Origin of the sequence: Nocardia sp. NPDC057668 (genome assembly GCF_042799795.1) — a bacterium.
Lineage (GTDB): Bacteria > Actinomycetota > Actinomycetes > Mycobacteriales > Mycobacteriaceae > Nocardia.
Map to the genome: position 1 here is coordinate 128,522 of NZ_JBHVIC010000002.1, position 18,345 is coordinate 146,866.

Consider the following 18,345-nt stretch of genomic DNA (forward strand, 5'->3'; position numbering starts at 1 on the left):
GGATTTCGGGTGCGAAATGTGCCGTGCTACTCGAAAAGACCTCGCCATGAAGCAATTCGGGCAGCTTACCCGTGCCGACAGAACCTATCGCGACATACCCCCGCGATGAGGTGGTTACGCCTCCGCTTGTGCGTAGAGCGGAATTCCGGTGTGGAAGAACCGGATGAGCTGGCCGATGCGCACCGAGTGATCCGCGCAGCGGCCGTAGTGGTGCACCAGCATGGCCGCGTCGATGGCCATGGCCGAGCCGTGCGCCCAGCCCGGATCGGCCACCAGTTCGGCGATCTCGGCGCGCAGGCGGTCGGCGGTCTCGTCCCGCGTCACCAGCACTTGATCGCGCGGCGGATGCTGGGCCGCGATCACCCCCACGACGGTCTCGGCGACCACCACCGCACCCCCGGCGACCTCGGTGAGCATCGCGATGAGTTCCTGCGTCGCAACGGGGTTCGGGTACCGGCGCACCGCGATGTCGGCGACCCGGCTCAGCGCGCCGCCGATCGCGAGCAGATCGTCCGCGATCTGGATGGCGGTGACGACATGACGCAGGTCGCGCGCCACCGGCGCTTCCAGGGCCAGCAGGATGACCGAGCGGTCCTCGCACCTGGCGTGCTCGAGTTGTAGTTTCTCCTCCAGCGCGAACACCTCGTAGGCGGCGGTGAGATCACTCCCCGCCAGCGCCACCGCGGCGCGTTCGGCCGCCTCCCGGGTCAATCGCGCCATATGCGCCAGCTCATCGGTCAACGCCATGAGCTCGATGGAGAATTTCGTCCGCACCCGCATAGTTTGTCCGCCCACAAGCACCCCTGCACACTATCGCGGCAAAACCCGTACGGCCGAATGCCTCTCGGCCTGTCGCCCGACTCGAAAAACCAACCGCCCAGCCTGTTATTGCGGAATTCCGGTGCGTCGCAGCGAGCAAACACCCGCCCGTGCCCGACACTGAGCCGGTGTCCACCCAACCCCCAGTTTCCGAACCGGGCGAGACCCCCGGGGACCGCGCCGAGGACGACGACGGCGGGGCGGCGCCGGTCCCCGCGCCGCCGGGGAGCCGCATGCCGGGCTGGCTTCCGCGCGCGATGGTGCTCGCATTACTGCTGGTCGGGCTGTTCCAGCTCGGCGATTGGGCGGCACATCGGCTGATCGGGATCGGCATCATTCTCGCGGTGGCCTTCTTCGTCTCCCTGGCCATGGAGCCCGCCGTCGACTCACTCGCCGGGCGCGGGCTCAACCGCGGAATCGCGACCGCCCTGGTGTTCGTGCTCGCGCTGGCCTGCACGGTCGGCTTCGTCGCGACGGTGGGCATCCTGCTGGTCAAAACCGTCGGCGATGTGGTCCAGGAATTGCCGCGGGTGCTCGAGGAAACGGTGAACTGGATCAATCACACTTTTCATCAGGAATTCACCGTCACCGAACTCCGCAATCGGATGTTCGAGGACTCCGATGTGATCAATCAGTACGCCGAACGCGCGGCCGGAAACGCCTGGGGCGTATCCAATACCGTGCTGGGCGGGTTCGCGAAGGTCGTCACCATCGCGCTGTTCAGCGTCTACATGACCGCCGACGGCCCCAAGCTGCGCCGCTCGGTGTGCTCGCTGCTGCCCCCGGCCCGCCAGGGCGCGGTGCTGCACGCCTGGGATCTGGCCGTTCGCAAGACCGGCGGCTACCTGTACTCGCGCGCCCTGCTCGCGGTGATCTCCGGCGTGGTGCACGGGGTCTTCCTGTGGCTGCTCGGGCTGCCGAACGCCTTCGCGCTGGGGATCTGGTTCGGGGTGGTCGCTTCCTTCGTGCCGACCATCGGCACCTACCTGGCGGGCATCCTGCCGGTCCTGGTGGCGCTCACCGTGGATCCGCTCGACGCGCTGTGGCTGGTCATCTTCGTGGTGGTCTACCAGTGGATTCAGGACTACGTGCTGCAGCCGCGCATCACCGCGCGCACGGTGGACGTGAATCCGGCGGTGGCGCTGCTCGCGGTCATGGTGGGCGCGGCGCTGCTGGGCGCGGTGGGCGCGCTGCTGGCGATACCGGCGACCGCGACGGTGCAGGCGTTCCTGAGCGAGTACGTCAAACGCTATGCGGTGACCGAGGATCCGCGCATCGAGCGGGCCGGCGGCGGTCGTCGCGGCGCGCCGGCCGCGCCCGATTCCTGACGTGCGCGGCGAGCGGGCGGATCAGTCGAACCACTCCGGATCGCCCTCGGCGATCAGTTCGGTCAGCACGGCGGGATCGTGGAACGCGGTGTGCAGCACCGTTCCCAGGCGGCGCAGGGCCTCGACATCCTGCCCGTACCCGACGAAGGTCCCGGCCTCGGGATCGAACTTCACGTGCTCGGCGATCTCGGGCAGGCGGTTGCGAACCGCGGATTCGGCCACGCCGGTCCAGCCGTAGCCGTTGCCCTCGTACCCGGCGGCGGCGAAGGTCTCCTCGCGCTCGACCATGAAGCGGTCCGAGAGCATCAGGCAGTAGTTCCCGGGCCGGTGGTCGTACTCGAACAAGATCAGCGGCGCGTAGGTTTCCCGATCATCGATCACGCGGCGAACGATATACGCGCCCGCCGACAGCCATCGGACACGCCGGGATCGCGCGCAGGTCAGAACCACTCGCACCGGGAACTAGAGTCCGAGAGCATGCCGATACCGGACGTCGAACCCACCGAACCGCAGCCGACCGCGGCCGAAGCGGGTCGCGCCGCGCGCAAGGTGGTGCCCCGGTCCGGACTGGCCGGGTGGGAGCCGGCGCCCGATCGAGCCGATCCCATCGAGATCCTGGAACGCCAGGCCGCCACGCGGGTGCCCGAACTGGTGCGAATCCGCTACGCGCGCATGGCCGCCGGGCAGTTCCCGTACTACCGGGGCGCGCCCGCCATCATGGCGGCCGACCTGGCACAGGGACCCAACACCGGCCTGACGGTACAACTCTGCGGCGATGCCCATCTGTCCAACTTCGGGCTGTTCGCCTCCCCCGAGCGCGCACTCGTGTTCGACCTCAACGACTTCGACGAAACCCTGCCCGGCCCGTTCGAATGGGACGTGAAGCGGCTGGCCGCCAGCGTGGTGGTGGCGGCCCGCGCCAACGGCTGCTCCGACACCGACGCCGCGGCCGGGGCGCGTGCGGCTGCCCGTGCGTACCGCGAGACCATGACCCGGCTGGCCGGGATCGGCGAGACCGACGTCTGGTACGAGAAGGTCGACGCCGAGAAGGTGGCGGCCCTGGTCGGCCGGGACGCCCGCAAGGCCACCGCCAAGGTGCTGGACAAGGCACGGTCGCGCACCAGCATGCAGGCCCTGGAGAAACTGACCGAGCCCGGGCCGGACGGCGCGCCGTGCATCAGGCACGATCCGCCCCTGATCATGCCCATCTCGACGATCGAAGCCGCGGCGGTGGATTCGGTGCTCAGCGACTACCGCGCGAGCCTGCCCGAGGAGCGCCGGGTGCTGCTGGACCGGTACCGCCTGCGCGATACGGCCATGAAGGTGGTCGGGGTCGGCAGCGTCGGCACCCGCTGTTTCATCGCGCTGTTCATCGGCCGCACCACCGGGGACCCGCTCTTCCTCCAGGTCAAGCAGGCCGAGGACTCGGTGCTGACCCCGCACACGCGTTCCAGCGTCTTCCGGCATCAGGGGCACCGGGTGGTACACGGGCAGCGCCTGACCCAGACCGCCGGGGACATCTTCCTGGGCTGGGCCACCGGGCCGGACGGCCGGCACTACTACTGGCGGCAACTGCGCGACATGAAGGGCTCGGCGACCATCGAGGACATGGGCGCACCGCAGTTGCAGCAGTACGCGGCCCTCTGCGGGCACACCCTGGCCCGCGGGCACGCGCGCTCGGGCGACCGGGTCGCGATCGCGTCCTACCTGGGTTCGGGCCCCGGATTCGACCACGCCATCGCCGATTTCGCGCTCGCCTACGCCGATCAGACCGCCATCGACCACGCCGCCCTGCTGGCCGCGATCGAGTCCGGGCGGCTGGACGCTGCCGAGTCGATCTAGCGCTCCATCGGTCCCGCCCAATTTTCCGCCAAAACCGCTGTCCGCCAACGGCGATGCGGATTCGCTCACCGTGAAGCGGTAGGGTGCGAGAGGTTTTGCGGTGTTAGGGGTCTGATGGTGCGCGTGGGCGAGGAGTTCGCCGGGTATCGGATCGAGCGCAAGCTCGGCGGCGGCGGAATGGGGGTGGTGTACCTCGCCCGGCATCCCCGGCTGCCCCGATTGGTCGCGATCAAGCTGCTGGCCCGGGAGCTGGCCTCGGACAACCAGACTCGGGCCCGCTTCGAGCGGGAGGCCGAGCTGGTGGCGCGCCTCGACCACCCCAACGTCGTGACCGTGCACGACCGGGGCGTGGAGGACGGGCGGCTCTGGATCGCCATGCAGTACGTCGACGGCGGGGACGCCGCGGCGCTGGACCCGGCCGCGCTCGCGCCCCGGGACGCGGTGCGGGTGATCGCCGAAACCGCCAAGGCCCTGGACTACGCGCACTCCATGGGCGTCATCCACCGCGACGTGAAGCCGGCGAACATCCTGCTCACGCGGGCGACACCGGGCCAGGAGCAGCGAATCCTGCTGACGGACTTCGGCATCGGACGACTCCGCGACGACTCCGCGCACCTGACCCGGACCGGCACGCTGGCCGCCACCATCACCTACGCTTCGCCCGAACAGCTCTCCGGCGGAGCGCTCGACGAGCGCTCGGACCAGTATTCCCTGGCGTGCACGTTCTTCCGGCTGCTGACCGGAGCCACCCCCTTCCAGGCGGAGACCGCCGCGGCGGTGATCGCCGGCCACCTGCACCATCCGCCGCCGCGCGTGACCGATCGCCGCCCGGAGTTCCCGGCCGCGCTGGACGAGGTGCTCGCGCGCGGGCTGGCCAAAGAGCCCGACCGGCGGTACGACTCGTGCCGCGACTTCGCCGAGGCCGCGGCACAGGCGCTGTCGATGTTCGCCGACTCGGTGCCCGCGCCCATCGCGCTCGGCGACACGACACTCGCCGCCCTCGGGCGGGCGAGCGCCGACACCGTGCTGACCGGCGCCGACAATGCCGAGCACGCCACCATGGTGCTCCCGGTGCTGCACGACCTGACCCCGGCCGATACCACCGAGCCACCGCGGGATTCGACCGCCCCGCCCCGGCGCGGACGCGGGCGCTGGATCGCCGCCGGGGTGGGCGCGGTGGTCGCCGCTCTCGCGACGGGCGCCGGAATTCTCTACGGCGCACAGGATTCCGAAGCCTCGGGCGAACAGGATCCGCCACCGGCCTCGATTCGGGCGCCCGCCGCCGTATACCCCGGGTTCGTCCCGCTGACCCGAATCGACGCACAGGGCAGACCGGTGGCCGCCCCGGTCTCGATCCAGGACCCGGCGAACGACGGCAGACTGCAGTGCGATCCGGTGTCGATCGCGGCGGCACTGCCGCTCTCAGGCGATCAAGCCGCGCTGGGCCGCACCGTGCTCGGGTCGGTGCGGCTGGCGGTCGCCGAACTCGTGCGCGGCGGGAACAACATGTGCCCGGTCACCGTGCGCGAGTTCGACACCGCGGGCACGCAGCGTACGGCGGCGCAGGTCGCGGCGAGCATCGCGGGCGACGAGTCGATCGTGGCGGTCATCGGCCCGGCGCTGTCCAACGAGGTCATCGCGACGGGCCGGATCTTCGAAGCGGCGGGCCTGTCGTTCTTGACCCCGTCGGCGTCCAATCCCGCACTGGCGCAATCGGGTTGGACCGGGTTCTTCCGCGGGCTGGCCAATGACAACGCGCAGGGACCCGCGGTGGGCCGATATCTGGCGGGCACCGCGGGGTACTCCCGGGTGTGCGTGGTCCGCGACAGCGGCGGCGGCTTCGGCGACGAACTCGCCGATACGGTCACCGAGGGCCTCGGCGCGGCCGCGACCTGCGAGGTCGGTCTCACGACCGGCGCCGAGAGCCGGGCGGTCACCGCCGTCGCGGCCGCCCGCCCGGACGCGGTGTACTACTCCGGGCAGGCCGCGGCGGCGGCCGACCTGCTGACGCGACTCCGGAAAGCCGGTGTCACAGCGCCTTTCATCGTCGGCGACGGCGGCTACGATCCGGCGCTGCGCACCTCCGGGGAGACGCCCGCCACCGGCACGCTGGTGTCCTGCCAATGCGGTCCGGCGACCGAGCGCTTCCGCACCGACTATCGCGCTGCCACCGGCACCGATCCGGCGGCACACGCGGTCGAGGCCTACGACCTCACCGCGATCGTGCTGCGCGGCATCGTCTCCGGGCAGGGCGGCCGCACCGAACTGCGCGAGTTCCTGCACGGCTACGCCGGTGACGGCATCGCGCAGACCTACGGTTGGTCCGCGACCGGCGAACTGACCGACCCCCGCATCTGGCTGTACCGGCTCGATTGATCGGCGCGAGCCCGCACCGGATCGGGCTCGGCCGCACCGGATTCAGCAGCGCAATCCACCTGATCCAGCCGAGGACCGCCGAATCGAGCTGCCCACGCGGGATCGAGCGGCAGCAGGGCCGCCGCGGGCCGGAGCCGCGCCGCGATCGAGCCGAGGTCGGGCCGAATCAGTGCGGAGCCGCCTGGGATCGAGCCTGATCCTGAAAGGTCAGGGTCGAGCCGCATCGAATCGCGCCCGGGCCTGCCGGATCAGGCCGGGGCCGCGCCGATGTCGAGCACCATCGCCGTCGCGTTGTCCGTGCCGCCGGCCGCCAGTGCGGCCGCGACCAGGGACTCCGCGGCCTCGGCGGGTGTATTCGGTTCGGCCAGCAGGGCTTTGATGTCGGTCAGCTCGAGCCGCTTGGATACGCCGTCGGTGCACAGCAGCAGCCGGCCCAGGCTGGTGCCGGTGGCCGCGGAGCCGATGTCCTCCGCGTGCGCGGTGCGCGCGGAAGTCGTCACCAGGTGCCCCATCCCGGGCAGCGGCTGGTGGCCGCGGGCCCGGAAGTATTCCGCCACGGTGTGATCGGTGGTGATCTGGTGCAGGATCCGGCCGTTCCAGCGGTAGGCGCGGCAGTCGCCCACCCACGCGATGTCGATGGGTCCGTCCGGATGTCCTTCGGCGGGCAGCACCGCCACGACCAGCACGCTGTCGGCCGCGGCCTCCGGTAGTTCGCGCAGCAGTTCCTCCTGCGCGGCGAGGATTCCGGCCTGTGCGCCTTGCGTGAGGGCGATCCGGGCGGCGGTGCGGGCGACCAGGCGGGCGGCCCGGGCGGCGGCGAGATGATCGCCGACGCCGTCGGCGACGGCGAACGCGGTGCGGCCGAGCGCGCTGTCGGTCACGGTGGCGAAGGAGTCGGCATTGAGCTTGCGACCCCCGACCCGGCTCACCGCCGAGCCGCTCACCCGGCCGAGCCGGGCGCCCTCACCCGGTTCGATGGGCACGACACCGATCTCGACTGCTGCGTTCTGCATGGCCCGACCTCCTCGGCCTTCCCGGTGCCGCGTCCATCAGCACTCCCCCATTCAACGGCGCAAACCCGTGCGGTGCTCCCGAAATTACCTGTGCGCTTGCTGTGGAAAACATATCGTGACCAGCACGTGACCAGAAATTCAGCATGCGGTGCGGGCCACGGTGAAAACCCGGCGGAACGGCAGCCAGGTGCTGCCGTCCGGGTGACGCGGATAGGCCGCGCTCAGCAGGGGTGCGAGCTGGCGCCGGAACTCGGCCCAGTCCGGGTCCTCCAGCACGGTGCGCACCGGGGTCAGCGTGGTGCCGGTCACCCACTCCAGCACCGGGTCCTCACCCTCGAGCCGCTGCAGATACGTTGTCTCCCAGGCGTCGACCGTGCAGCCCGCGGTGGTCAGCAGGGCGGCGTAGCCCTCGGGGTCGAGCACCGCGCGGGGTTCGAGCAGCCCCGCGGGCGCCAGCCGGTCCTGCCACTGCTCGCGGCCCGCGAGTTCGCGGATGGCGCGGTGCGATGGTGCGTCGAAATTACCCGGCACCTGGAAGGCGATCCAGGCCCCCGCGGGCAGCTCACGCGCCCAACCGGCCAGCAGCTCACGATGTTCGGGCACCCACTGCAGCACCGCGTTGGACACCACCACGTCGGTGTCGGCGCTGGGCCGCCAGTCCACCACGTCCCCGGTCTTGGCGTCGATTCCGCGTTCGCGGGCCGCGGCGACCATCTCGGGTGAGGAGTCCAGCGCCTCCAGGGTGGCCTCGGGCCAGCGCTGGGCCAGCGCCGCGGTCAGATTGCCCGGACCGCACCCCAAATCGACCACCCGGCGCGGGGTTTCGGCCCGCACCCGGGCGACCAGGTCGAAGAAGGGACGTGCGCGATGATCATCGAAAGCGAGATACTGCTGCGGATCCCACATGGCTGCTCCATCTCTGGTCACCCACCGTGCAAAGAAATCAGGCCGGAGAATCATCGATTCTCCGGCCTGAGCTACGTAGTAGCGGGGACAGGATTTGAACCTGCGACCTCTGGGTTATGAGCCCAGCGAGCTACCGAGCTGCTCCACCCCGCGTCGGTGAATACAACCCTACACAGGGCCATGCGGAGCAGCCTAATCGTGTGGTCGGAGCGGGTTTTTCGGGCCGAAAGCCGCGTTTCCGGCGCCGGCGCGGATCAGCCCCGGCGGATGCCGCGGCGCGCGAGGCCGGTGCGCACCGCCGCGAGACTGGCGTTGAGCTGTTCGGCGATCCGGGCCGTCGATTCCCCGTCCCGGTACAGCGCCACGGCCCGGGCGATCTCGCCGTCGCTGAGCTGGCGGCCGGGACCGGGCCGGTTGTTCGGCGTGTAGATGACCGTGGTGCCCGCGCCCTGGGCGGCCGGCCGCAGCGCCGCCACCTCGGTCCGCAGGGCCGACAGCTCGTTCAGAATCGTTGCCAGGGTGGCGTCCTCGTCGGCGTTCTCCTGCTCGTGCCGTTCCCGGTTCTCGACCTCGCGCACATCGTCGGCCGCGCTCACCATCACCGCGAGGAACAGATTCAGGACCACGAAGGTGGACAGCAGGATGTAGCACAGGAAGAAGATCCAGGCGAAGGGCTTCTCCACCATGACCTCCCGGGCGATGTCGGGCCACGCCTCACCGGTCATGATCTGGAACAGCGTCCACATCGACGTGCCGAGACTGCCGAAGTATTCGGGGGTCACCGCGCCGAACAGCTTGGTGGCCATGACCGCCGCGACGTAGAGCACCAGCGCGAGCAGACCGAGGATCGAGCCCATCCCCGGGAGCGCCGCCAGCAGGTTGGTGACCACCTTGCGCATGCTCGGCGTGGCCGAGACCAGCCGCAGCGCGCGCAGGATGCGGAAGGCCCGCAGCACCGAGAGCCCGCCCGAGGAGGGCAGCAGCGCCACACCCACGACGGCGAAATCGAAACAGTTCCAGGGATCTCGGAAGTAACCGAATCGGTAGACGTACAGCTTCAACAGCATTTCCAGGACGAAAATCACCAGCGCCGCGGTGTCGACGAACGAAATGAATCCGCCCGCAAGGGACATCAGCGTCTCGGAGGTCTCCGCCCCGAGCGAGACGGCGTTGACGAGAATTACCGCGACGACAAATCTCTGGAATCGCGGGGAATCAACCAGCTTTCGTGCACGTTCGCGTAGCAAAACAGACCGCCTCCTGTTTCAGCACTATGCAATTGGGTAACACCGGAATTCGAGCCGAGCAGCTGTGTTTCGGCCGAAATTCTACGATGCGGGGCGCGACGGCCCCGGCGGTTTCATCGCAATCAGCCCGGTGGTGGCCGAGACCGCGCTACGGGGCGATGAGGCGCTGTGCGGCGCGCACGGTGGAGGAGCGGCGCTCGGCCACATCGGATTCCGGGGCGCCCAGGGCGTGCAGGGCCGAGGTGCGCGCGAGATCGGTGAGCAGGGTCAGCAGGGTGAGCGGATGGAAGGCGTCGGTGATCAGGCCCGCGCGCTGGCCCCGGCGCAGCTCGGCGAGTTTGGGGGCGACGGCCCGGGCGATCGCCGCCTCCGCCTCCGGGATCGCGGTGCGCTCGATATCGGCCCAGGTCTGCAGGCGGGCGTTGTCGGGGTGCGCGAGGTAGTGATCGAAGAGCCGGCCGGCGTACGCGGGCAGGTCGCCGGCGTCCAGGGCGGTGACCCGGGAGGTCTCGGTGACCCACTGATCGGTGACCGCGGCGTAGAGCTCGTTCTTGCCTGCGAAGTAGGCGTAGAGGCGATCCTTGCTGGCCTGCGCGGATGCCGCGATGCGATTGATGCGGGCCCCGGCGACGCCGTGTTCGGCGAATTCGGCCTTGGCGGCGGCGAGAATCCGCTCCCTGGTGGCGTGTCCGGCTGCGCGCATGGCGGCATCCTATCTTGCCGAACCAAACGGTTCGGGTGTAGGTTTCCCGAACTGAATGGTTCGGGAAACAGGAGGCGTCATGGCGGGCACGGTCGAACGGTGGCGGGAACTGGCCGCACAGCCGGAGGGGGTGACCGCCGCGGAGCTGGACGAGATCTGGGCGACCCTGGAAACCGTTCGCGCGCAGGACATCCTGGGCGAATGGCGGGGCGCGGCCTTCCGAACCGGCCATCCGCTGTGCCGCGCCCTGGATCGCAGTCGCTGGTACGGCAAGAACTTCCGGTCCCTGGCCGAGGCCGAACCGCTGATCTGCCGGGCCGAGGACGGCTCGCTGTTCTCCGACGTGAAGCTCGGCGACGGCATCGCCAGTCTGTGGAACATCGAGTTCCGCGGTGAGGTCACCGCGACCATGGTCTACGACGGCCGGCCCGTCTTCGACCATTTCAAACGGCTCGACGATCAGACCCTGATGGGCATCATGAACGGCCGCGCCGAGCAGGTGCTGGCCGGCGGCGAGCACTTCTACTTCCTGCTCGAGCGGGTCTGATCATGCCCGTCACCACCGCCGCGCTCTCGCGTGACCCCCGCGCCGGATTCCACATCGAACCCGTCGTCGTGGACGACCCACGCGCGCACGAGATCCTGGTGCGCGTCGAGGCCGCCGGAATCTGCCACACCGACCTGGTCTCCCGCGCGGCCGGGAGCGACGAGCGCCCGGTGCTGCTCGGGCACGAAGGCGCGGGAACCGTTGCGGCGGTGGGCTCGGAAGTCACCGGGGTCCGGCCCGGCGATCGGGTCGTGCTGACCTTCCGGCACTGCGGCGCCTGCCGCAACTGCCGGCTCGGGCGGCCCGCATACTGCGCGCAGTCGGTGCGGCTGAATCAGTTCGGCGCCCGCCCGGACCGGACGCCGCGGGTCACTGCCGCGGGAAAACCGGTGCGGGACGGCTTCTTCGGACAATCCAGCCTCGCCGGGTACGCGCTGAGCACGCCCGACAACACCGTCGTGGTGCCGCCCGGAACCGACCTCGCCGTCGCCGCCCCGCTGGGCTGCGGGTTCCAGACGGGCGCGGGCGCCGTACTCAATGTGCTTCGCCCGGAGCCCGATTCAACGTTGGTGATCTTCGGTGCGGGTGCCGTGGGCCTGGCCGGACTGCTCGCCGCGCTGACCCTGCCGGACACCCGGGTCATCGTGGTCGAGACCGCCGCCGCCCGCCGGGACACGGCGCTCGAACTCGGCGCCGTCGCCGCACTCGACCCTGGCACGGTCGATGTGTCCGCCGCGATCGGCGAACTCACCGCGGGCGGCGCGACGCACGCGCTGGACACCACCGGCCGGCCCGACGTCCTGGCCACCGCGGTCGGCGTGCTCGGGGTCGGCGGCGCGGCGGCCGCGGTCGGGCTCGGCGCGGGCATACCGCCGATCGACGTCCGCGACCTGGTCCTGTCCGGAAAGTCGATTCACGGCTGCCTGGAAGGGGATTCGATTCCCGCGCGCTTCATTCCGGAACTGCTCGCGCTGCATGCCGCCGGACGTCTGCCGCTGGATCGCCTGGTGCGCACCTATCCGCATACCGATATCGACCGCGCGCTGGCCGATCAGCGCGCCGGGCACATTGTCAAACCGGTACTCACCTGGGCGACGGTGTAGCGGCCGGCGAAACTCCGATATAGCGAATATGCACCGATTCGCAACGGGCACAGCGCGACTCGGCTGATCCGGAAATCGTCGGCGCTTGTAACGTCCACGAAGATTCCCGCGATGCGGGACCGGGCGGGACCTCGATACGAGCCTGCGGAGAACGAAGGGCTTGAATTGAGACGCGGATCGATCACCCGGATCAAGGCGCTGGCACTCGCGGGGGTCGTCTCGGCCACGCTGGCCACCGCGTTCGGCAGCGGCGCGGCCCTCGCCGACGACACCGACCCGATCATCGCGACGCACAAATTGCTGGCCGATCCGACCGCGCCCAACGGCTCGAAAATCGTCTCCGGCACCATCGACGGCCGCAATCTGACCCTGCAGGTCTTCTCCGTGGCCATGGACAAGAAGATCACCGTCAAGGTGCAGCGGCCGCGCGACGCCTCGACCGCGCGGCCCACCCTCTACCTGCTGAACGGCGCGGGCGGCGGCGTCGACCTCGCGACCTGGTGGCACAACACCGATGTGGGCGACTTCCTGGCGACCAAGGACGTGAACGTCGTCATGCCGATCGGCGGCGCGTTCGCGTACTACGCGGATTGGCTGCGCGAGGACCCGAGCCTCGGGGTGAACAAATGGCAGACCTTCTTCCTCGACGAGCTGCCGCCGCTGATCGACGCGGCGCTGGGCACCAACGGGCTCAACGCCATCGCCGCCAATTCCATGACCGCCACCTCGATCCTGCAGATGGTCATTCGCAAGCCCGGGTTCTATCGGGCGGCGGCGGGATACAGCGGCTGCGCGCAGACCTCGGATCCGATGGGCAGGCAGTTCGTCAAGATGGTCGTCGAACTCTACGGCGGCGGTGACGTCCAGAACCTGTACGGCGCGGACGGCGATCCCGCCTGGGTGGCCAACGATCCGGTGGTGAACGCCGAAGGTCTGCGCGGCACCAGCCTTTTCGTGTCGACGGGCACGGGACTGCCGGGCCCGCACGATGTCATCGACAGTCCCTACACCATGAACAAGACCCAGGTCGGCATCGCCAACCAGCTGATCGTGGGCGGGGTCATCGAAGCGGCCACCAACTGGTGCACGCGCAATCTGCAGTCGAAACTGAACGAGCTCCGGATTCCGGCCACCTTCGACTTCCGCGAAACAGGCACGCATTCGTGGGGCTACTGGCAGGACGCGTTCCACCGCTCGTGGCCGATGCTCGCCGCCGGGCTGGAGATGCCCGAATAGGTCAGGGTTTCCGGCCGACCGCGCAGTAGCAGGAGACCTTGCGGTCGAAGGTCGCGGAGATATCCATGGTCTGCTCCAGCCCCCAGCGGTGCGGGGGCACCACACCGGGTTCGACGAGTTCCAGCTCGGCGAACCAGGACGACAGCTCGGCGTGGGTGCGGACCTGGGCGGGCAATTTGCGCACCCGATAGACCTCCTGCGCGGCCTCCACCTGCTCGGGCGCGAAATCCGCTGTGATGGTGCAGATCACGAGGAACGAGCCGGGGGCCAGCGCGCTCATGAAGGTCCGGACTATGCGCTGGATGTCGTCCTCGACGAAATGCAGCAGCGCGATCATGCTGACCCCGACCGGCTCGGACATATCGAACATCTCGACGAGTTCCGGTGCGCGCAGGATGGATTCGGGGTCGGTGACGTCGCCGTGGATGTAGGTGGTCGCGCCCGATTCGCCGTCCGCCATCAGGGCACGGGCGTGCGCCAGCACCAGGCGATCGTTGTCGACGTAGACCACCCGCGCGTCGGGCGCGGTCTCCTGGGCGATCTGGTGCAGATTCGGCTCGGTGGGGATGCCGGTGCCGATGTCCAGGAACTGCTTGATGCCCGCCTCGGCCAGGTATCGCGTACTGCGGTGCATGAACTGGCGATTGACCCGCGCCGCGATTCGGATGTCGGGCCACACCTTCAAGATTTCCTGGGCGGCTCGCCGATCGGCCTCGTAGTTGTCCTTGCCGCCGAGAAAATAGTCATAGACGCGGGAGGTGTGCGGCACGTCCAGCGAGAACTCCCCATTCATTTCCAAGCACCGTTCAATCGACCGATCGAGCGCAAACCCTTCGGACAGGCTAGTCGGCGCAGCGGGCCAACCGTGAGGTTTCGTGCGCGGGACTTTGCTCGCAATATTCGCCGGATTACGGGGTATCACGACACCGGGACCGACCCGGCCCGTGCGAAGCGATTCGATTGTTCCGGAAGAGGAGCCATGCGCCGCCACCTGATCGCCGTCTGCCTGTGTGCGACGGCCCTGACGATTTCGGCCTGCGATTACATCGGCGGTGATTCCGGCGCGACACCGTCGGCGCTGTCGACGACCGAGGGGGCGGCGTCGCTGACAACCTCGAAAAACCTTTTGCCGCCGGAGAATACGCGCTCGGTTTCGGTGCCGTCCGGGATCGCGCCCGCGGTGCTGCGCCGCGAGACCTGCGAGAAGTTCAGCGAGCGTTTCGAGACGATCCGCCGGGACTCCGGGCAGGCCGGCGTCGATCGGGCCGTCGCGGACGCGCTCGCGGACTTCCCGGGCACGCCCGACTGGCAGGTCTTCACCGAGGAACAGCGGCAGGCTTCCCTCGACGGCGCACGCGACGCCGGGACCGGCAAGTGCGAGTGACGCGCGTAACCGCTGTCCAGGTTAATAGATACGACTTGTAACAGATACCATCTGGTCCGTGGCCAAACTGAAGGTTTCCGTAGATGTCCCGATCCCGCCCGACCAGGCCTGGGCGCACGCCTCCGACCTGGCCGAACTGGACAAGTGGCTGACCCTGCACGAGGGCTGGCGCGGACCGGTCCCCGAGGGGTTGACGCCCGGCACCAAACTGGTCGGCGTCGCCACCGTGAAGGGCTTCCGCAACCGCGTCACCTGGACGGTCAAGACCGCCGAACCGCCGAACCGCCTGGTACTGACCGGCGCCGGGATCGGGGGCACCAAGTTCGGCATCGAGCTGAGCGTCAAACCCTCGCGCACCGGGTCCGATGTCACCGCCAATTTCGAGCTCGGCGGCGCGCCGCTGTTCGGGCCGATCGGATCCGCGGTGGCGCGGGCGCTGCGCGGTGACGTGGAGCGATCGCTCGACAAGTTCGTCGAGCTGTACGGGCGCTAGCGGCTCGCGCCCGCCCGCGGCGACTGGATCGCCGCGGGCGGGCCGGGCTCACCCCTGTCTCTGACGCGCCGCGGAGCGATTCAGCTTCGAGAACGCCTGCCGCAGTTGAATGATGCGGATGCTGCCCGCCACCGCCATCACAAGCAGGCCCACGACGGCGGCCACCAGGATCGCGACGCCGATCGGCAGGTTGAAGTGCCAGCCCAGGAAGCCCAGGCGCACACTCTCGGTGTTCTGCACGACGAAGATCAGCAGGGCGACCCCGAAGAGTCCGCCCGCCGTCAGGCTCACCCAGATGCTGCCCGCCCGAGTACGGCGGACGCTGGGGTGCGGGGGCTCGGATTTCGGCTCGACCGGCGGGGCCGAGGGCGGCTGCGCGGGCGGGGCCGCGGGCGGATGAGCCGGCGGGGCCGAGGGCGGTTGCGCCGCCCGTGGTTCCGCATTCGGCAGCGTGGGCTCGCCCGGCCTGGACACCGCGGGGATGTCCCGCGTCGGCCGGTCGGGCGGCAAGCTCTGATCTCCGGGTTTCACCATGACCTCCTCCGGTCTCTCGCGACCGGCGAGTTCACATGCGTCCCAGCACCGGTCCGACATCTTGGAAGTGCCCGAATATCGGCCGCTGAATCGGCCGGCGTACCGGGCGGTTCCCGCACGGCGACACCGGCGGACCCGTCCGCGGGTAGCACCGGCGGACGGGTCCGCGGTGGTACCCGCGGAACCGGCAACGGAAACCCGACGGATGCGCCGCCAGGTGACACCCACCGGGACCGCCGCGTTGCGCGGGAGATCCCCCGGGGCCTCAGCAGCGTTCAGGGCCTCTCGCACAGTGCGGGCTTCGATGACGCGGCGGGCGGCGCCGCTAGGCGACACCCACCGGGGCCGACGCTGTGCGCGGAAGATCCACGGGGGCCGCAGCGGCATTCAGGGTCTCGCGCAAAGTCTGGGCTTCGGCAGCGAGGCGGGTGGCGCCGCGACGGTCGGCCAGGGGGTGCAGGGCCGGGTAGTCGGCCGTGGCGCCGCAGCGGCGGGCGCAGTCGGCGGCGACCGCGAGCACGTCCGCGAGGCCGGTGGTGCCGTCCGCCCCGAGCAGGACAGGCAGGACGGCGTCGATGATCGGCCAGGCGCGATGCGGGCCCAGCGCCGAAACCGCTTCGCGCAGCGAACCGGCCAGCCGCTTGTTGGGAGTCTCCGGGCGCAGGCATTTGGCCAGCACATGCGGTTGCAGCTCACCGGCGGCGGCCAGGCTGACCAGGGCGTCGATGCCCGCTGTCCGGTACCGGGCGTCGTCGCCGCTGAGCGCGCGCACGACCTGATCGTGCACGGCCCTGCCCTTGGGCCCGGGCAGCTCCGCCAGCAGCAACACGACGTAGGGCACGCTCGAATCCCAGAAGTCCCAGCGGGCGAGCACTTCCGGCTGGGGGTACTCGATGGCGGCGATGGAAAGGTAGTCCCATCTGCGGGTGGGGCCGCGGCGGGCGGCGCGCAGCGGTTCCGGAAGTTCGGCGGGCGGCTGCCCGGCCAGGACCGCCGCCAGCTCGATGCCCTCGGGCGTGCCGAGCGCCGCGGCCGCGGCACCAATCGCGGGATCGGCGCCGGGCGCGACGCGCACCAGGGCCTGTGCGAATTCGATCGGGCCGGGCCGGATCCCGGCCGCGTGGAGCAGGCGCAGGCGCGCGAGCAACTCGGCGGCATCGAGCTGCCCGTTCTCGTAGGTCGGGGTGGCGAGCGCGCACGGCGGCAGCGGCGCTTTCGACAGGACGAGCCCGGCCCATTCGGCCATGCGCTCACCCAGCACGGTGGCTCGCCGGTCCAGCGCCGGGCGGTACCCGATGATGCCGAGCGCGATGGCCGCCGTGGTCAGCGGCCCCCACGGCTGCTGACCCCACCAGTTGCGCTGCCGCGCTGCGGATTCGATGGCCCGTACGGTGCTCAGATCGTGGTCCAGCGCCGGGCGCAGGGCGGCGTCCAGGCCCGCGGGGTCCGCGTGCGCGAAGCGCACCAGGCCGTCGAAGAATCGCTCTCCGCCGCGTGGGTCGCCGCCTGATCGGGCCGATAGCCAGCGGTAGATGTCCGCCAGATCACCAGGGGTGGAGGGGATTTCACTCAGCGGTGCGGGCGCGAGCGGTGGCGGCAGTTCGAAGGGCTCCTCGATCTCCGGCTCCGGCGCGACGGCCAGATCCATCCGGGTCTCGTCGTCCGCCTCGGGCAGATAGCGGGTCACCAGCTTCTCGGCACGGGCGCGCAGGGTGGCGTCCTCGATCGTGGCGGCCAACTCCGCCCACAGACGCACCGCCGCGGAAACGTGCTCGGGTTCGGCGCGCACGATGCGCTCGAGCCAGCTCAGCTGGGCGCGAACAAGTTTCTTCTCCGGCCGCGCGAGTACCGCATCCGAGAGAGCGACCACCTCGGCCGCGGAGTAGCTGCCCGCCTCGTGCAGGGCGATGAGCACACCCTGCGCGTGCCCGGCCACGGTCGAATGGCTCTCGGCGAGCAGCCGCGCGTAGGTCTCGGCGCGGACGGCGCATTCGGCGGGTTCGGCGCGCAGGGCGACGAGAACGTTCAGCCTGCTCGTCGTGTCGGAGGCTCGCCCATCGGCGCGCAGCAGCGCGTTCAGGGTGCAGGTGTGCAGTTCCTCGCGGTCGACGACGCCCGCGCGGGACAGCTCGTTCAGCGCGTGCGGCCACGAACTGTGCTGGACATCCGGGTCATTGAAGAGATTCAGGCCGTTGACCTCGACCAGCCGGCGCGCCAGGGCGGGCAGGAAGGGGTCGGCGCGCAACTGCTCGCGCAGGTTCACCCCGATCGGCAGCTGATGCTCGTGCCACCGCGGCGACAACCGCACCGTTGCCCCGTCCCGGCGGCCGGCCCAGGCCTGGACGAAGGCATCGTCGGTGGGCACCGGCGCGTCCGAGGTCCGCACCAGGTGCACGATGAGCGGGAAGTACGGCAGACCCTGCCACCTTTCGGCGCGACCGGCGGCGAGCTTGGCCGCGAGTTCGGCGCGCCAGGCATCGTCGCGCTCTCCGGCTTCGAGGCAGGCGAGCAGCGATTCGGGACGGGTGTCGATCTGCCGGGTGACACCGGCCGAGAGCCACTGGGCCACGGCCGTGGGGGTGGACAGGCAGCCCAGCCCCCACAGCTGCACCGCCGCATGGGGTTTCGAGTAGGACTCCCACCAGCCGCGGCGCGGCAGCGCGGAACGCGCGGTCTTCAGCGCGGGCGCCAGTGCTCGGCGCTCGGCGACGGACATGGACGCGACGAGGTCGGCGATTCGGGAGGGACGCGTGTTCGTCAGCTGCTTCGCGTCGAGGATCTTGGTCATGAATACCCTTGGGAAAGACTAGGTTC

17 protein-coding genes and 1 tRNA gene are annotated in these 18,345 nt (G+C 70.1%); 8 read left to right on the forward strand and 10 right to left on the reverse strand.

Annotated features, from left to right (window positions below; translation table 11 throughout):
* Nucleotides 1–114 precede the first annotated feature (114 nt).
* Nucleotides 115–774 (reverse strand): PhoU domain-containing protein, encoded by a 660-nt coding sequence (locus ACFVBH_RS13560; RefSeq protein ID WP_354990681.1) that lies wholly within the window; start codon nucleotides 772–774, stop codon nucleotides 115–117.
* Between the two features lie 173 nt (nucleotides 775–947).
* Here ACFVBH_RS13560 and ACFVBH_RS13565 point away from each other — a divergent pair, with 173 nt between their 5' ends.
* Complete coding sequence (locus tag ACFVBH_RS13565) at nucleotides 948–2,147, forward strand: AI-2E family transporter (RefSeq protein ID WP_354990680.1); 1,200 nt, start codon at nucleotides 948–950, stop codon at nucleotides 2,145–2,147.
* Nucleotides 2,148–2,168: 21 nt separating this feature from the next.
* Here the strand turns inward: ACFVBH_RS13565 and ACFVBH_RS13570 are convergent, their stop codons facing one another.
* Complete coding sequence (locus ACFVBH_RS13570; protein ID WP_354990679.1) at nucleotides 2,169–2,528, reverse strand: immunity 51 family protein; 360 nt, start codon at nucleotides 2,526–2,528, stop codon at nucleotides 2,169–2,171.
* Between the two features lie 96 nt (nucleotides 2,529–2,624).
* Here ACFVBH_RS13570 and ACFVBH_RS13575 point away from each other — a divergent pair, with 96 nt between their 5' ends.
* Both ACFVBH_RS13575 and ACFVBH_RS13580 read left to right on the forward strand, forming a co-directional pair.
* A complete protein-coding gene (locus ACFVBH_RS13575; RefSeq protein ID WP_379001911.1) occupies nucleotides 2,625–3,989 on the forward strand; it encodes a DUF2252 domain-containing protein in 1,365 nt (454 codons plus the stop codon).
* A 114-nt stretch (nucleotides 3,990–4,103) separates the two neighbouring features.
* Nucleotides 4,104–6,365 carry a bifunctional serine/threonine-protein kinase/ABC transporter substrate-binding protein gene (locus ACFVBH_RS13580; protein ID WP_354990677.1) on the forward strand — a complete coding sequence of 754 codons (2,262 nt, stop codon included), beginning with the start codon at nucleotides 4,104–4,106 and terminating at the stop codon, nucleotides 6,363–6,365.
* A gap of 248 nt (nucleotides 6,366–6,613) precedes the next feature.
* Here the strand turns inward: ACFVBH_RS13580 and ACFVBH_RS13585 are convergent, their stop codons facing one another.
* From ACFVBH_RS13585 to ACFVBH_RS13605, 5 genes are all read right to left on the reverse strand, one after another.
* The gene (locus ACFVBH_RS13585) at nucleotides 6,614–7,378 is read right to left on the reverse strand and encodes a PP2C family protein-serine/threonine phosphatase (protein ID WP_379001912.1); all 765 of its coding nucleotides are present in this window, start codon (nucleotides 7,376–7,378) and stop codon (nucleotides 6,614–6,616) included.
* 138 nt (nucleotides 7,379–7,516) lie between these two features.
* Complete coding sequence (locus ACFVBH_RS13590; protein ID WP_379001913.1) at nucleotides 7,517–8,284, reverse strand: trans-aconitate 2-methyltransferase; 768 nt, start codon at nucleotides 8,282–8,284, stop codon at nucleotides 7,517–7,519.
* 79 nt (nucleotides 8,285–8,363) lie between these two features.
* Nucleotides 8,364–8,437: transfer RNA gene (locus tag ACFVBH_RS13595), tRNA-Met, on the reverse strand.
* A 101-nt stretch (nucleotides 8,438–8,538) separates the two neighbouring features.
* Nucleotides 8,539–9,531, reverse strand: a complete 993-nt coding sequence (locus ACFVBH_RS13600) for an ion transporter (protein WP_379001914.1) — start codon at nucleotides 9,529–9,531, stop codon at nucleotides 8,539–8,541.
* 148 nt (nucleotides 9,532–9,679) lie between these two features.
* On the reverse strand, nucleotides 9,680–10,234 hold the full coding sequence (locus ACFVBH_RS13605; protein ID WP_354991744.1) for a TetR family transcriptional regulator: 555 nt from the start codon (nucleotides 10,232–10,234) through the stop codon (nucleotides 9,680–9,682).
* A gap of 79 nt (nucleotides 10,235–10,313) precedes the next feature.
* On the opposite strand from ACFVBH_RS13605, the gene ACFVBH_RS13610 reads away from it, so the two are divergent.
* From ACFVBH_RS13610 to ACFVBH_RS13620, 3 genes are all read left to right on the forward strand, one after another.
* Nucleotides 10,314–10,781: a DUF4334 domain-containing protein gene (locus ACFVBH_RS13610; RefSeq protein ID WP_354991745.1), complete on the forward strand. Its 468-nt coding sequence runs from the start codon at nucleotides 10,314–10,316 to the stop codon at nucleotides 10,779–10,781.
* Between the two features lie 2 nt (nucleotides 10,782–10,783).
* Nucleotides 10,784–11,884: an NAD(P)-dependent alcohol dehydrogenase gene (locus ACFVBH_RS13615; protein WP_379001915.1), complete on the forward strand. Its 1,101-nt coding sequence runs from the start codon at nucleotides 10,784–10,786 to the stop codon at nucleotides 11,882–11,884.
* 165 nt (nucleotides 11,885–12,049) lie between these two features.
* Complete coding sequence (locus ACFVBH_RS13620) at nucleotides 12,050–13,120, forward strand: alpha/beta hydrolase (protein ID WP_379001916.1); 1,071 nt, start codon at nucleotides 12,050–12,052, stop codon at nucleotides 13,118–13,120.
* Between the two features lies 1 nt (nucleotide 13,121).
* On the opposite strand, the gene ACFVBH_RS13625 is transcribed toward ACFVBH_RS13620, so the two are convergent.
* The gene (locus tag ACFVBH_RS13625) at nucleotides 13,122–13,913 is read right to left on the reverse strand and encodes an SAM-dependent methyltransferase (RefSeq protein WP_354991747.1); all 792 of its coding nucleotides are present in this window, start codon (nucleotides 13,911–13,913) and stop codon (nucleotides 13,122–13,124) included.
* Between the two features lie 186 nt (nucleotides 13,914–14,099).
* On the opposite strand from ACFVBH_RS13625, the gene ACFVBH_RS13630 reads away from it, so the two are divergent.
* Nucleotides 14,100–14,504 carry a hypothetical protein gene (locus tag ACFVBH_RS13630; protein WP_354991748.1) on the forward strand — a complete coding sequence of 135 codons (405 nt, stop codon included), beginning with the start codon at nucleotides 14,100–14,102 and terminating at the stop codon, nucleotides 14,502–14,504.
* 58 nt (nucleotides 14,505–14,562) lie between these two features.
* A complete protein-coding gene (locus ACFVBH_RS13635; protein ID WP_379001917.1) occupies nucleotides 14,563–14,997 on the forward strand; it encodes an SRPBCC family protein in 435 nt (144 codons plus the stop codon).
* A gap of 48 nt (nucleotides 14,998–15,045) precedes the next feature.
* On the opposite strand, the gene ACFVBH_RS13640 is transcribed toward ACFVBH_RS13635, so the two are convergent.
* Nucleotides 15,046–15,531 carry a lipopolysaccharide assembly LapA domain-containing protein gene (locus ACFVBH_RS13640; RefSeq protein WP_379001918.1) on the reverse strand — a complete coding sequence of 162 codons (486 nt, stop codon included), beginning with the start codon at nucleotides 15,529–15,531 and terminating at the stop codon, nucleotides 15,046–15,048.
* A 325-nt stretch (nucleotides 15,532–15,856) separates the two neighbouring features.
* Nucleotides 15,857–18,319 (reverse strand): hypothetical protein, encoded by a 2,463-nt coding sequence (locus tag ACFVBH_RS13645; protein ID WP_379001919.1) that lies wholly within the window; start codon nucleotides 18,317–18,319, stop codon nucleotides 15,857–15,859.
* Nucleotides 18,320–18,345 lie beyond the last annotated feature (26 nt).

What these genes read in the sequence shown, in the direction of transcription:
- ACFVBH_RS13625 (WP_354991747.1), bottom strand. Translation starts at nt 13,913, where the DNA reads ATGAATGGGGAGTTCTCGCTGGACGTGCCGCACACCTCCCGCGTCTAT.
- ACFVBH_RS13645 (WP_379001919.1), bottom strand. Translation starts at nt 18,319, where the DNA reads ATGACCAAGATCCTCGACGCGAAGCAGCTGACGAACACGCGTCCCTCC.
- ACFVBH_RS13575 (WP_379001911.1), top strand. Translation starts at nt 2,625, where the DNA reads ATGCCGATACCGGACGTCGAACCCACCGAACCGCAGCCGACCGCGGCC.
- ACFVBH_RS13610 (WP_354991745.1), top strand. Translation starts at nt 10,314, where the DNA reads ATGGCGGGCACGGTCGAACGGTGGCGGGAACTGGCCGCACAGCCGGAG.
- ACFVBH_RS13615 (WP_379001915.1), top strand. Translation starts at nt 10,784, where the DNA reads ATGCCCGTCACCACCGCCGCGCTCTCGCGTGACCCCCGCGCCGGATTC.
- ACFVBH_RS13590 (WP_379001913.1), bottom strand. Translation starts at nt 8,284, where the DNA reads ATGTGGGATCCGCAGCAGTATCTCGCTTTCGATGATCATCGCGCACGT.
- ACFVBH_RS13605 (WP_354991744.1), bottom strand. Translation starts at nt 10,234, where the DNA reads ATGCGCGCAGCCGGACACGCCACCAGGGAGCGGATTCTCGCCGCCGCC.
- ACFVBH_RS13640 (WP_379001918.1), bottom strand. Translation starts at nt 15,531, where the DNA reads ATGGTGAAACCCGGAGATCAGAGCTTGCCGCCCGACCGGCCGACGCGG.
- ACFVBH_RS13585 (WP_379001912.1), bottom strand. Translation starts at nt 7,378, where the DNA reads ATGCAGAACGCAGCAGTCGAGATCGGTGTCGTGCCCATCGAACCGGGT.
- ACFVBH_RS13580 (WP_354990677.1), top strand. Translation starts at nt 4,104, where the DNA reads ATGGTGCGCGTGGGCGAGGAGTTCGCCGGGTATCGGATCGAGCGCAAG.
- ACFVBH_RS13630 (WP_354991748.1), top strand. Translation starts at nt 14,100, where the DNA reads ATGCGCCGCCACCTGATCGCCGTCTGCCTGTGTGCGACGGCCCTGACG.